Source organism: Bremerella sp. JC817 (assembly GCF_040718835.1).
Classification (GTDB): Bacteria; Planctomycetota; Planctomycetia; order Pirellulales; family Pirellulaceae; genus Bremerella.
In genome coordinates this window covers 483,083-497,685 of sequence record NZ_JBFEFG010000280.1, presented here as the reverse complement: position 1 = coordinate 497,685, position 14,603 = coordinate 483,083, and the positions used below count along the sequence as shown (strand labels likewise).

General features: G+C 57.8%; 8 protein-coding genes. 3 read left to right on the top strand and 5 right to left on the bottom strand.

Annotated features, from left to right (window positions below; genetic code table 11):
- Positions 1-123: 123 nt before the first annotated feature.
- Positions 124-615: a hypothetical protein gene (locus AB1L30_RS20290; protein ID WP_345089611.1), complete on the bottom strand. Its 492-nt coding sequence runs from the start codon at positions 613-615 to the stop codon at positions 124-126.
- Between the two features lie 549 nt (positions 616-1,164).
- On the opposite strand from AB1L30_RS20290, the gene AB1L30_RS20285 reads away from it, so the two are divergent.
- A complete protein-coding gene (locus AB1L30_RS20285) occupies positions 1,165-2,661 on the top strand; it encodes a hypothetical protein (protein ID WP_367015438.1) in 1,497 nt (498 codons plus the stop codon).
- A gap of 98 nt (positions 2,662-2,759) precedes the next feature.
- On the opposite strand, the gene AB1L30_RS20280 is transcribed toward AB1L30_RS20285, so the two are convergent.
- Together AB1L30_RS20280 and uvrA are read right to left on the bottom strand one after the other, a co-directional pair.
- Positions 2,760-3,143 carry a CoA-binding protein gene (locus tag AB1L30_RS20280; protein ID WP_367015436.1) on the bottom strand — a complete coding sequence of 128 codons (384 nt, stop codon included), beginning with the start codon at positions 3,141-3,143 and terminating at the stop codon, positions 2,760-2,762.
- Between the two features lie 331 nt (positions 3,144-3,474).
- Entirely contained in the window at positions 3,475-10,494 is a 7,020-nt protein-coding gene (gene uvrA / locus AB1L30_RS20275) for an excinuclease ABC subunit UvrA (protein WP_367015434.1), read from the bottom strand.
- Between the two features lie 265 nt (positions 10,495-10,759).
- Here uvrA and AB1L30_RS20270 point away from each other — a divergent pair, with 265 nt between their 5' ends.
- Positions 10,760-11,725: a C-terminal binding protein gene (locus AB1L30_RS20270; protein ID WP_367015432.1), complete on the top strand. Its 966-nt coding sequence runs from the start codon at positions 10,760-10,762 to the stop codon at positions 11,723-11,725.
- Here AB1L30_RS20270 and AB1L30_RS20265 read toward each other — a convergent pair.
- Entirely contained in the window at positions 11,722-12,483 is a 762-nt protein-coding gene (locus tag AB1L30_RS20265; RefSeq protein ID WP_367015430.1) for a hypothetical protein, read from the bottom strand. The two genes, AB1L30_RS20270 and AB1L30_RS20265, sit on opposite strands and share 4 nt — an antisense overlap.
- A 249-nt stretch (positions 12,484-12,732) precedes the next feature.
- Between AB1L30_RS20265 and AB1L30_RS20260 the strand changes: the two genes are divergently transcribed.
- Positions 12,733-14,091 carry a Gfo/Idh/MocA family oxidoreductase gene (locus AB1L30_RS20260; RefSeq protein WP_367015428.1) on the top strand — a complete coding sequence of 453 codons (1,359 nt, stop codon included), beginning with the start codon at positions 12,733-12,735 and terminating at the stop codon, positions 14,089-14,091.
- Between the two features lie 64 nt (positions 14,092-14,155).
- Here the strand turns inward: AB1L30_RS20260 and AB1L30_RS20255 are convergent, their stop codons facing one another.
- Complete coding sequence (locus AB1L30_RS20255; RefSeq protein ID WP_345089635.1) at positions 14,156-14,587, bottom strand: hypothetical protein; 432 nt, start codon at positions 14,585-14,587, stop codon at positions 14,156-14,158.
- Positions 14,588-14,603 lie beyond the last annotated feature (16 nt).

Sequence of the window (14,603 nt, the reverse complement as noted above, 5' to 3'; positions counted from 1 at the left end):
CCGGCTGGCACGTGACGCGATCGGTTTTCCCGCAGGAATTCAGGGGCAAACCCAAAACAAAGGAAGCCCGCTTCGGTGGAGAAGCGGGCTTCTTTGAATTGCATCGGTCGCGGATCGATCCAACTAGTTACGAATCATCACGTTACGAGCCGTGCCGGTATCCAGCAGAATCAGCGACCCTTGCTGAGCCGAGCCACGAGCGGCCACGCTACGCTGCCATGGCACACCGTAAACTGCGATACGACCGGTAGTTGAGTCGATGACGTACACCACGCAGTCGCCCGGTCGGGTATTGCCGGCCTGACCTGGGAACGAGGCGGCACCGGTCAGAAGCATGAAGTTTGGCTTCTTGGTGGCGTCGACGCCGAGATCGTTCAGGATGTTGTTACGAAACAGGCCCGCGAACTTGGTCGTGCGGCCGTTGAGCACGGCACACTGCAAATCGCCGGTCAGGGTATCCAGCGTAAACAGGCCTTCCATTTCCTCGTCGATTCGGCCAGTCGCGGCACACATGGTTTCGCTCCAGGTGCTGGCGGTGGCGTTGACGGGAATTTCAATGCCAGGGCTTCGCAGCTGAAGGCCCACGGTCAAACCAGCGATAACGAGCGTCGTCATGACGCTTCCCACCGCGAAACTTGCTAGCCAGAAACGAGTTGTCGAATCAAGCTTCATGAATTGAGTCCTCTAAGGGGTCCGGCAAATGGGAGGAAAGGTTGGCCCGAAGTTGGCTTTGCGTCACGATTTGGGCAAGATCGGCAAGCGACGTAACCAAAGCCCAAAATCGCCTAACGTTGGCGTCAATGCCCTAACTAACCGACATCGTACGTGCTTTCTCCCTAATGTGCCATAGATAAGTTGTCCCTTGTCCGCAGTCGATCGCTGGTCTTGGGGTGAAGAGGGTAGGCAATCGGCGGGCTGGTGTTTGGCGGACTCTTTCGGTCCTTGTGTTTTTGCCAGAAATGCGTAATCTTCTTGAGGTTACGAACGCCCAGTGGCTCCCGGAAACTTCTTGCTTTTCCTGGGAAACTCGAGCTCGCTTGGGCTTGGAATCGGGCATTGAATTGGTTGATAATAGTAGCTGCCAATTCAAGCTCGGGCCGAGACTACCGTATTCGGCCTCGCGACGCGAACCTTAACCCACGTCGATCACCACCCAATCGCCTAATGCGCGAGATTCTCTTTCAATACGAAAGCGTTAACCCGACGACTTGGGCTTACCTGTCGTCGCTGCTGGTGATCGGTCTATTCTTCAAATTCAACCGCGTCTGGAGCGTTCGCAATCTGGACGTTCTGTTGATTATCGGCCTGGCACCCGGGCTGCTGATGACCTACTTCGGTCAGCAAAGCATCAACCGGGCCACTAGCATTCCGGCCGTCGCCGCGGAAACCGCGCCGTTGATACCGAAGCTCGACGCTGAGCCGCCTGCCGTAGGACCGGTGGCCGTCGCCGAGCCTGAGGAAGAGGACGATGAAAAACCGTCTCGCCAGGAACTGCTCCAGATCGGAAAGACCCTGGAGAAAGCAGGTTACATCTGGCTCTTCGGTCTCAGTGGGCTAATCGTGATCCGGTTGTTTGTCGATCCGACGATGGTCCGGCGACCGATGCTCGAGCCCAACCTGACGATCGGCGGGATGGTGTTCATCACCTGCGCGCTGTTCATCTTCTTGATGACCAACATCATCGTGGGCCGGCCTTCTGATGCCGATATGCGCGGCGTCCGCGAAGCTTCTAAGAGTAGCCCGAAGGAAGTGGAAGAATCGCTTCGTCACTTCGGACCAGGTTATCGCATGCTGCTGCTGGTGCCGCGAATTCCGACCTATCAGTTGGCCCAGCAAGGCGAGCCGACCGATCTGGAAACGAACGAGAAAATCACCATCATCGTGACCAAAACGGTGGCGATTCTGGCGAATATGGCCCTGATCGCTGGCATCGTGCTGGTGGGCTACCGTCACTTCGACAACATTAAGATGGGTGTCGGGGCGGCGATGTTCTACTTCCTGCTGCCCTACGCCGCGGTCTATACCGGGCGAATCGATCACGTCATGCCGGCGGCGCTGCTGGTGTGGGCGATCTTCTTCTATCGCACGCCGCTGGTCTCTGGGATTTTCATGGGACTGGCGATCGGAACGTTGTATTACCCGCTGTTTCTGCTGCCGCTGTGGTTCAGCTATTACTGGGAACGAGGTCGTGGCCGCTTCCTGATTGGCGTGGTGTCGACGCTGTTGGTGCTAACGTTGTCGCTCGCATTGACGTCATCCGACTTCGATATGTTCCTCAACCAGTTCCGGGCGATGTTCGGTTTGTGGTTGCCACGTGACGAAGGTTACACGGGCTTCTGGAACTATTACTTCAACTCGAATGCCTACCGAATTCCGGTTCTCGCGGCGTTTGGTGTCGTGTCGATTGCCTTCGCAATCTGGCCGGCCCAGAAGAATCTTGGCACGCTGCTAAGCTGCACGGCTGGTTTGATGTTGGCCGCCCAGTTCTGGCATGCCAACGATGGAACGACCTACATCGCCTGGTATATGCCGCTGATGCTGCTGACGATCTTCCGTCCGAATCTGGAAGATCGCGTGGCCCTGCGAGTGATTGGCGAAGGCTGGCTGAAACGGTCCGGCTCGGGTACCGCTGCCAGTAGCGAAGAGAAGCAGGCTGCGTAGTCCCCTGCTCTGCCGTCAGAAGTAATCCCTTCGAAATGCAAAATGGCCACGTGATTCAACGTGGCCACTTCTTCAGGAACGGTTCTGCTTTCGCATCGTTACTCGAGCGCGGTCGGCGCGACGCCTACGTCGACGATGCTGCAGGCCTGAATCGGGGTGATTCCCCGTTCGCGAGCTGCTTGCAGAAGCTCGTTGCTTTCGCTGCCAGGATTGAAAAACACTTCCTTGGCTGGCTTCGAGGCGATATCCGAAACCATCTTCATTCCCACCGCTGGCGGCACGTAAATGCTGATACGATCCAACTGCTCGACCGGGATGTCTCTCAAAGACTTGTAAACCTTCAGGCCTTCGATCTGACCACCCTTGGGATTGACGGGGTAAACATCGTACCCGCGCTGCAAGTGCGCCCGTACGGATTTGTTACCGTACTTGGAACGCTCAGAGCTTGCACCCAGGATCGCCACAGTTGGCTTCGAAATCATTTGCGTTCTCCTTAGAGATTGGGGGGAAGAAAGAGAAATGAACCAGAAGCGTCTGGTCAGCGACCGCCCTAGAATTCCATTAATAACGGCAAACCACATGGCGTCAAACGTGACTTTTCGCCTGAATTCCGGGGCCCATTTGTCGGAGAACAAAACCCCACAAAGAGTTACGCAGATCGATCAAAGACGGATCATCATTAAAAGAGTAGCCAAAAAAGCGCCAAAGTTTTGGCGCGCGATTTCGGCCGGTCGAGAGGCGTATTTTGCCTGGTCTTTTTAAGGCAAACGCATGCCTCCGCTCAATGGAAGGCATGCGGTCTTTACACGGCTATTAGAGGAGCGATTGTTGACCGGACGATTTTTCTCGCTCGTAGTGTTCCGACAGAAATGCTCGGAGGTCTCCCTTTTTCAGGTCGGTCTCGTTGCGGAAATGCAACCGGACAACTTCTTCGCCACCACGAGCCTGGTCAACGTCGGGCTCGTGGCCTAATTCGGCAATTCTTCCCTGCGTAGTGGACGCTTGGGCGGTCTTCAATTCCAAGCGGACATGTTCGGGTTTCTTCGTCGAAACTACAGCCCAAGCAGTACGTTTGCCAGGGATCATCATGTTGATAAGCATCTGGTTGTTCCACAAAATCTCGCCCTGCGGAGCAACGTCTTTCAGAAGTTCGATCACTTCTTCAAGCACGGTCTGATCCCACGCCACCGACTTGCCTGGCGGGAAGCCCTTCCGCGACAAGTGCCACTTTTCACCCAACTTCTTCCAGGGCATATGGCTTTCGACGTCCTGACCGACGGTCGCTTCGTACTTCTGGAAGCCGACGATCGCGTCGTCGATAAACTTCCAGAACGAAGGCTTGTTGATCTCGTGCCAGCTATGGGCTCGGACTTCGATCTCTTGGAACGGGCCACGCAGGTTCTTTACCTTCACGCGTGGATCGTTGCTGTAGATCGGCAAGTCGTCCATCTGGTTTAGCGTCGGCAAGTCGAGTTCCTGCGGCAGTTCGTACTTGTTGAAGGTCCCCTTCATCACGCGGAACTTCATCTTCAGCAGCCAGGTCTCGCCGGTGATGGCATGGAAGAACCAGCCATCTGACTTGCGTTTGGCGGCAATCTCGACGATCGTCCGCGAGTTCCAGTTCGGATCGCTGAACAGATCGGTCGATTGAATCCGTTCGACCACCTCGGCCAGGACTTTGCCTTCCCAGTTGCATGGCTGACCATCGCGACCGACGCGATCTTTGGTGTGCCATTTCTGCCCGTCCAGTTCCCAAGGCATTTGGATCTGGGCACCGACGTCGTCGATATCGAGGTCCCCTTCTCGTTCCGCATCGGTCGCGTTGGGATCGTACAGGGGACGCTCTTGTCGCGGGGCGGATGCCAGAACCGGAGCGAGGGCTTCGCCGGTGTGACTTCGCAGCCAGGTCATGCCTCGGTCGTCGGTCAGCGTCGAGGCCTCGCTCTTCTGCTTCTTGGCAACCTTCTGGAACGATTCAGAGTAAGCGACCACATCTTCCGGCGTGCCGACCGTCACGACCTGACCGCCAGACTGGCCAGCTTCCGGTCCCATTTCGATCAGCCAGTCGGCCTGCTTCAAGATGTCGAGATTGTGTTCGATAACGATCACCGTGTTGCCCATGTCGACCAGGCGATGAAACACGTCGAGCAACTTCTTCAAGTCCTCAAAGTGCAGACCGGTCGAAGGTTCGTCCAGCAGATAGAGCGTGCGTCCGGTGTCGGGGCGAGCCAACTCGCTGGCCAGCTTCACACGCTGGGCTTCACCGCCCGAAAGCGTCGCGGCCGATTGGCCGAGGGTGACGTATTCGAGGCCCACATCGCATAGCGTCTGCAAGATACGGCGGATCTTCGGGATGTTCTCGAAGAGCTGCACGGCCTGGCCGCACGACATTTCGAGCACTTCCGAAACCGATCGACCGTGGAACTTAACGGCCAAGGTCTCTTCGTTGTAGCGGCGACCATCGCACGTTTCGCACGTGACCCAGACGTCGGGCAGGAAGTGCATCTCGATACACTTTTGGCCCATGCCTTGGCAGTCTTCGCAGCGGCCCCCTTCGACATTGAAGCTGAAGCGGCGAGCCGTGTAGCCACGCACTTTGGCGTCGGGAAGCTGCGCGAACAATTCGCGAATCAAGTCGAACACGCCGGTGTAAGTCGCCGGGTTCGAGCTCGGACTGTTGCCGATTGGCTGCTGGTCGACGCGGATCACCTTGTTGATGTTCTCGACACCACGCAGCGCGTCGTGCGCGCCTGGGATCGTCGAAGCACGGTGCAGTCGTCGTGCGAGCGTGTTGTAAAGGATGTCTTGAACGAGCGTGCTCTTACCGCTACCGCTCGGGCCGCCAATCGCCACGAAGGCACCCAGCGGAATCTGCACGTTCACATCGCGCAGGTTACGGTGGTTCGCACCGACGATCTCGAGCCATTCGCCCGAAGGACTGCTGAAGTCGGAGATGACATCTTCATCGGTGTTATCCGAGATCGACATCATGCGTCGATTGGTCGGAGCATAGATGGCGGTCTTGCCGGAGATGTAAGGACCGGTGACCGAATTCGCGTTCTTCGCGATCTGCTTCGGGGTTCCTTCGGCGACGACCATACCACCGTTGCGGCCTGCCTGAGGACCGAAGTCGATCAGGCGATCGCAGCCTTCAATCACTTCCTGATCGTGTTCGACCACCAGCAGCGTGTTGCCGAGGTCGCGCAGGCGATGCAATGCCTTGAGCAGCCGCAAATTGTCGCGAGGATGCAGACCGATCGTCGGTTCGTCCAGCACATACAACACACCGCAAAGGCCGCTACCCAACTGGCTGGCCAGGCGAATACGCTGCGCTTCACCGGCCGACAACGTCGGAGCCGTACGGCGGAGCGTCAGGTATTCCAGACCAACGTCCAGCAGGAACTGCACGCGACCATCGATCTCGCGAAGGATCTCGCCTGCGATCTTCTGTTCACGTTTCTTCAGTTTGGCCGAACGAACGAAGTCGAGCAGTTCCGATAGCGGCATGCTCGTGATGTCGCGCATCGACTTCTTACGAAAGCGAACGGACGAAGCGTCGTCTCGCAGCCGCGAGCCGTCGCAGGTCGTGCATTCCACTTCGGCGACCAGCGATTCCAATTGACCACGGAACGCCGGGCTCAAACGCGACGCATCTTCGAGCGCGGGATAAAGCCCCTTGAACTGGAAGCGGAAATCGAGCTTCTCTTTCTTTGCGTCCGAGTAGACATCGTACGTCGTGTCGCCGGTGCCATGCAGGATGATACGACGCTGACGGGCACCAAGCTGCTCGAACGGTACGTCGAGCGGGATCTTGTTCTTCTGGCAGATTGCCTCGAGCATCTGCATTGCCATTGGCGATTTCAAATCAGGCCACAGCCGCAAGGCACCTTCGGCCAGGCTTCGCTTCGGATCGCTCAAAAGTGCGGTCGGGTCGGCGCCGGTCTGGGTTCCCAGACCTTCGCAGTCAGGACACCAGCCGAGGTAGCTGTTGAACGAGAAGTTGTGTGGCGAAAGAGGCTCGAAGCTGCGATCGCACTGCTCGCACGAAAGCTTCTGACTCAAACGCTTGGTACGCCAATGAGCTTCCGGAACGCCTTCTTCCGCGTAGGCCAACACCAGCACGCCGCCGGATTGGCTGAGCGCGATTTCGACACTGTCGGCGATACGCGGACGAGCGTCCTGGCGAACCGAAATACGGTCGACGACGACTTCGACATCATGTTTGCGGCGGCGGTCGATCTTCGGAGGACGATCGATCGTGTGGACCACGCCATCGACACGAATACGTTGGTAGCCGGCCGCTTTCAGTTCTTCCCACAAGTCGGAATACTGCTGACCGGTATCGAGGGTGCGCGGAGCCAGCAAAAAGAGCTTGGTCCCCTCTTCTTCCTGCAGAACCTTGTCGGTGATCTGTGTCGACGTTTGCGTCTTGATCGGGACATCGCAGTCGGGGCAATGTGGCACACCCAGACGGCTCATCAGGACACGCAGGTAGTCGTAAATCTCGGTGACCGTACCGACGGTCGAACGTGGCGACTTGCCGAGGTTCTTTTGTTCGATCGCGATTGCTGGGGAAAGGCCTTCGATGTGATCGACCTTCGGCTTCTGCATCTGGCCGACAAACTGGCGGGCGTACGCGCTCAAGCTTTCGACGTAGCGGCGTTGCCCTTCGGCGTAGATGGTGTCCATCGCCAGCGAGCTTTTACCGCTACCGCTCGGCCCGCAGAAGACGGTCATCTTGTCGCGATCGATGCTGACGCTGACGTCCTTCAGGTTGTGCATCTTGGCACCACGGACGTCGATCCGTTTGGCCTGGACCTTGGCGGTCTGCTGCGAGAGCTTGGCGGCACGTTTGATCTCGGCGACGGCTCGGCTGGTCTCTCCCTTCAGCAGCGGCTTGAGGGCCTGGCCGGTGAACGAAGCCTCGACGGCGGCGACATCTTCCGGTGTTCCCTGGGCGACGATTGTCCCCCCGTTCACACCGCCATCCGGGCCAAGGTCGACAACCCAGTCGGCCGTTTTGATCACGTCCAGGTTGTGTTCGACCACCAGCACCGTGTTGCCGGCGTCGGCGAAGTTGTGCAGCACCTTCAGCAGCATCTTGGTATCGGCGAAGTGCAAACCGGTGGTTGGTTCGTCCAACAGATACAGCGTCTTGCCAGTGCTTCGCTTCGAGAGCTCTTTGGCGAGCTTGATACGCTGGGCTTCACCACCGGAAAGAGTCGGCGATGGCTGACCGAGCTTGATGTAATCGAGCCCCACGTCATGCAGCGTTTGCAGCTTCTGAGCGATCTTGGGGACGTTCTCGAAGGTCTTCAGGGCGTCTTGGACATCCATCTCCAGGATGTCGGCGATCGACTTGTCCTTGAACAAGATTTCGAGTGTTTCGCGATTGAAGCGATGCCCTTCGCAAACCGGACAGGTCACCCAGATGTCGGCCAGGAAGTCCATTTCCAGCTTGTTGGCCCCGTTCCCTTCGCAGGCACTACAGCGGCCGCCATCCACATTGAAACTGAAGCGGCCAGGCTTGTAGCCTCGCTTGCGAGATTCTGGCAGTTGGGCGAACAGATCGCGGATTTCGTCGAAGACCTTGATATAGGTCGCTGGGTTACTGCGTGGCGTACGACCGATTGGGCTTTGATCGATGGCGATCATCTTGTCGAGATGATCGATCCCTTCGATGCGTTCGTGTTCGCCTGGTTCGCCGAGGCCGCCGTTCAAATCGCGGCGGAGGGCTTCGACCAGAATGCCATTGATCAGCGAGCTCTTGCCGCTACCGCTCGCCCCGGTGATACAGACGAAGCCACCCAGCGGGATCTCGGCCGTGATGTTCTTCAGATTGTTCTGGGCCGCTCCGATGATGCGGATCTTCTTCTCGCCGATCGAACGCCGCGACTCGGGGATCTCGATCTTTTCTTTGCCGGAGAGGAATCGCCCGGTGACGCTTTCTTCGACGTCTTCCAACTGCTTGGCGGAACCTTGGGCGACCACATAGCCACCCCGGACACCAGCCCCAGGGCCGAAGTCGATGATATGGTCGGCGACGCGCATGGTGTCTTCGTCGTGCTCGACCACCAGCACCGTGTTCCCCAGGTCGCGAAGATCGTTCAGCGTTGCCAGCAAACGGTCGTTATCGCGCGGATGTAAACCAATCGAAGGTTCGTCCAGAATGTACGTCACGCCAACCAGGCCGCAGCCGATCTGGCCTGCCAGACGGATACGCTGCGACTCACCACCGCTAAGCGTCGGGGCCGTTCGATCGAGCGTCAGGTATTCAAGACCAACGTTCTGCAGGAAGCCGAGGCGTCCGCGAATTTCTTTGGTCGCTTCTTCCGCGATCTTCGCCGATAAGGAATCGAGTTGAAGAGCTTCGAAGAAGGCGGATGCTTCCTGAATCGAAAGTTGGCAGATCTCTGGCAGCGACTTCGAGTTCTCTTTGCCGAAGACTTTGCTGGCCGTCGAAATCTTGACGCTCCGAGCCTGAGGATTCAAGCGATCCCCATGACACTGCGGGCAGATGACCGTTGCCATGTACTTTTCGAGTTGCCGCTGCTGCGGCTTCGAGTTCGTATTGCGATATTTCTCGATCAGGTCCGGAACGATACCACCGTACGTGCCGCCGTACATCTGAGGGCTATTGCCGCCTCGCCAGGTGAACGTGATGTGCTCGTCGCCGGTGCCCCACAGCAGGTAGTCGTGGTGCTCTTTCTGCATGTCGCGCCAAGCCGTTTCCAGCAAGGCACCTTTGCCCAGGTCGTACTTGCGCTCCATCGTGTCGGCAACACCCTGGTAGATGTGTCGCTTCCAGCGGCCGAGCTCTTTCCATTTGCCCAACAGTTCAATGGCACCCTGCTTGAACGACAACGTCACGTCCGGAACCAGCAACTCCGGATCGAACGTGTAGACCTTCCCCAAACCATCGCAGGTCGGGCACATCCCCTGGGGCGAGTTGAAGCTGAACAACTGCGGCGTGGGGGGAACGTACGAGATACCACAGTCGACGCACGCATAGTCGACCGAAAACATCATGTCGCCGGCAACGGCCGTCTTGCTCCGTTTGCTTTTGGCTCGCTTCGGCTTGGGGGCTTCCTCAGCACCTTCGGCGGCTTCTTCGTCGCGCGGGGCAATGATCAAACTGCCTTCGCCCATCTTCAAGGCCAGCTCGACCGCTTCGGCCAGACGGCCGCGGATGTTTTCTTTGATCGTGATGCGGTCGATCACCAACTCGATGTTATGCCGCATCTGGCGATCGAGCTGCAGTTCGTCATTCAGTTGGATCACTTCGCCATCGACACGTGCCCGGACGAACCCCTGCTTCAGGAGGTCGATGAAGAGATCTTTGAACTCGCCTTTCTGGCCACGGACCAGCGGAGCCAAGACCGAGAAGGCGGAACCTTCCGGCTGCTCGAGAATCCGCTCGAGGATCTGTTCGCGGGTCTGGGCGGTCAGCTTCTTACCGCACTCGCTACAGAAGCCCTGGCCGACTCGCGAGAAGATCACGCGCAGGTAGTCGTAGATCTCGGTGATCGTACCGACCGTACTGCGAGGATTGTTGCTGGTCGTCTTCTGCGAAATCGAGATGCTGGGGGTCAAGCCGCCGATGAAGTCGACATCGGGCTTGGGCATCTGCCCCATAAATTGGCGCGCATAGCTAGACAAGCTCTCGACGTAACGTCGCTGCCCTTCCGCATAGATCGTGTCAAACGCGAGCGAGCTCTTTCCACTTCCACTCACGCCTGTCAGGCAGATCAGCTTATTGCGAGGCAGCGTCAGAGTGACGTCACGCAGATTGTGTTCGCGGGCCCCTTTGACTTCGATATCGGAAACCGGCATAGATGCTCGTCCGTGGGTTCACTTCGCGGCTTGGTTCGGTCGAATCCATCGATTTTAGGGGACGTGCCAGTGGCGGAGAAGGGTATACGGCATTGTCGACAAGGGGAAACCTTGCTCTCGAAACGCGACATTTGGTCCCCCTACCAGCCGAAATGACGCCCAGAGCGGTCTTGGCGGAGGGTTCACCCGGCGGATCGAGACCAGTATTATGGGGCTTTTCGCAGCCCCGCGATCCTTCCACGTCAAACCCCCACAAGTACCCAAGATGGCCAAATACCACGTTCTGCTGACTGACTACGCCTGGGAAGAACTCGAAATCGAAAAGAAAGTTCTTGCTGACAACGACGTCGAGTTGATCGTCTCGCCTTCGAAAGACGAGCAAACGCTGGTCGAACTGGCCCAAAAGCACCAGGTCGACGCCATCATGACCAACTGGGCCCTGGTGACCGAAAAGGTGATTTCAGCTTCGCCCAAGGTGAAGATTGTCGCTCGACTGGGGATCGGCCTGGATAACATCGATATCGACTACTGCACTTCCAAGGGGATCCTGGTCACCAACACGCCGGACTACTGCCTGACCGAAGTCGCCGAGCATACGCTGGCCCTGATGTTCGCTTGTGCTCGCAAAGTGGCGATGTACCACCACGACACGATGTCAGGCAAATACGACCTGACCGCTGGCCCGATCATGCGTCGGATGGAAGGGCAAACGCTGGGGATCGTTGGTTTGGGCAACATTGGGATGTTGCTTGCTCAAAAAGCGAAGTGCCTCGGCCTGAACGTTCTGGCCACCAGCCGGAGTGGGAAGAGCATAGAGGGCGTCAAAACGGTCGAAATGGACGAGCTGCTGGCTGAGTCCGATTACGTCGCGCTGCTGATTCCAGCGACCCCCGAAACCAAGAAGTCGATCGGTGCCGAGCAGTTCAAGAAGATGAAGCCGACGGCTTACCTGATCAACACCGCTCGTGGGGCGATCGTCGATCACGATGCCCTGGCCGCCGCCTTGGATGCTGGCGAACTGGCAGGTGCGGCACTCGACGTGCAAGATCCAGAGCCATGCGACTTGAGCGTGGCTCCTTACAACGATCCGCGCGTGATCATCACGCCGCACGCGGCTTTTGTCAGTGTTGAATCGCTGGAAAACATGCGGAGCCGCGTTTCGCGTCAGGTAGTCGATTGCCTGCAAGGCACGACGCCAGAGAACGTCCGCAACGGTTTTACCGCTGGTTAAAGCTCGACGTTTTCTGGCAGCGGCTTGATGGTCAGACCGCCGCTGCTGCGGATTTCCAGTTCGTACGATTTACCCGGACGAACTTTCATCCCTTGCGATTCTTCGTTAGCCGCTCGAACACCATACTCGGCGGCCTTGGTGGGATCGTTGGCAATGTCCCAGAAGTTGTTCCAGATTTTCTGTTCGTATTCCGATGGCTCGTCCCGCACGCCATAAACTTCGGGACGCTCGCCGACCTGGTCGATCGCGTAGCCATCGATTGGCTTTTGATGTTCGCCGTAGATCTTCTGGAGCAGGTAGATCGAAGCGGAACGGAGCGGGTCATTGGTCTCGACCAGTTCGTCATCGAACTTCACCACTTTGCCGTTCACGTAGACCATGTCGCCATCGATCTTGAATCGCTGCGGTTCGGTAAGGGGGGTGCCATGCTGGTCGACCTCGACGAACTCGATCGTCGATTCAACGCGTTCGGCTCCTTCCGGCTTCTCTTGGCTAACCACTTTTAGACGAGCCACCCGGCGGTCGATCTTCAGCAACTTGATCCGGAGCGAGAGTTGGTCGATCGCTTCTTCCAGCTCGCCGATCTTCGCGACGTGCTCTTGAAGCTCTTTCTCTTTGGCGGCCAACTGCAGTTCTTTTTCGTTGTAGACCGACCACGCGTAATACGAAACGCTCGAAAAAGCGATCAGCAGCAACAAAATCAAAAGTGTCCGGACCGAGTCGTTAAATCGGTCGATACTTTCTCCCACCTTGGGCATACGCTTGCTCCTGGAGCCCGGAAATTCGGGAATTGGTGTCTCGTCAATGAATGTCAATAGATTCGGGCCGCCTGATACTATCGTACCTCGTTCCGGGCAGGCGAACCAATCCCAGCTTGGTGGTCTGCTTTAGATCGAGGCCGCCAGTTGTCGGGCCGCAACGATTTTCCTGGCAGAAAGGGCTCTGCCGGGCTGTTAAGATAGTGAGACACCTTCCCTCATCGAATCTATCCGTTCTGGAGCCCCAACATGGATCGTCGACAGTTTCTTACGACCGCCGCCGCGGTGACCACCATTGCTTCGCTGCCTCGCTCGACATGGGCGGAAGATCTGCTCGACATCAAACCGAAGCGTGTCGGGCTGATTGGTTGCGGCTGGTATGGCAAGTGCGACCTGATGCGGCTGATTCAGGTCGCCCCGGTCGAAGTCGTTTCGATCTGCGATGTTGATAGCCAGATGCGAACCGGCGCGGCGGAACTGATCGCTTCCCGCCAGAAATCAGGCCACCAGCCTCGACAGTTTGGCGACTACCGCAAGATGCTTGCCGAGAAAGATCTCGATATCTGCCTGATTGGCACTCCCGACCATTGGCACGCGCTGACCATGATCGAGGCCTGTCGGGCCGGGGCCGATGTCTACGTGCAAAAGCCGATCAGCCGCGATATCGTCGAAGGTCAGGCAATGCTGGCCGCGGCTCGCAAGTACGACCGCGTTGTGCAGGTCGGTACGCAGCGCCGCAGTACGGCTCACTTGATCGAAGCCCGCGATAAGGTCGTCCACGAAGGCTTACTCGGGACGATCGGGCACGCCGAGGTCTGCTGTTACTATGGCATGGGACGCGATCGGAAGGCCGAGAACTGCCCACCGCCTGAATATCTCGATTACGAAATGTGGACCGGGCCGGCTCCCAAGCTGCCCTTCAACCCGGTAATGCACCCACGTAGCTGGCGAATGTTCGATGAGTTCGGCAACGGTATCATGGGCGACATGTGCATCCACATGCTGGACACGGTCCGCTGGATGCTGAACCTCGGTTGGCCGAACTCCGTCAACAGCCGGGGCGGAACATACGTCTACCAAGACGCCACCGGCAATGTGCCAGACACCCAGGTCGCGACGTTTGATTTCGACGAACTGGATGTCGTCTGGACGCATCGCACCTACGGCGATGCCCCTGACCGTGACTACCCTTGGGCGTTGTTCCTTTATGGCGATAAGGGAACGTTGAAAGCGAGCGTCAACAAGTACGAGTTCTTCCCGAAGGGCTCGATCAAGGCGACCCTAACAGGCAGTCCCAAGACCGAGTGGGACAAGTATCCGGAAGATCAGCACGAGAAAGATCTGGAGCAACATGTCGCTGCCGCCAATCGGGCCCATCAGCGGAACTTCCTGCAAGCGATCGAGAATCGCAGCCGACCGGTGGCCGATATCGAACAGGGACACATCTCGACCGCCAGTTGTATTCTGGCGAACTTGTCGCTGAAGCTGGGGCGGAGCCTGACGTGGGATGCTGAGCAGCAGCAAGTCGCCGGCGACGACGAGGCGAACAAGCTGCTCGCCCGAACCTATCGAGGCGAGTGGACCCATCCGACGCCTGACAATGTCTAACGAAAAAAGCCTGGCATCGTACACGACGCCAGGCCTTTCTCGGTTCCGTCTGGAGGCAAGCAGGCTATTTGCCCTGCGTGCTTAGTTGGATATCGAACACGTTGGAACCGTCGGTAATGGTGACTTCGCCAATCTGTTCGTAGTAGTTGCGAGGCAGCTTGTCGAACGGCGTCGGAGCGGGCTTTTCGCCTGGCTTCGGCATCGCTCGGGTAATCTCGCTCGGCAGCAGCTTGATCATGTGCGTACCGGGCAAAATGCCTTTCCGCGTCGCGGTGAATTCGGCGACATAGTTGCCATCGGCATCGGTTCGAGCGTACGAAGGAGACGCTCCGGGGCCGGTTGGCTGAAACTGCAGCGAAAGTCCTTCCGGCGCCGGCTGACCATCGATGGTCACCGCGCCGGTCAACGACGACGAAAGGTTGCCAGGACCACAGCCGACCAGGGCTGCGAGCACTACGGCGAACAAGCTAAGCGAAGAAATCGAAATCTTGGTCACGAGAACTTCTCCGGTT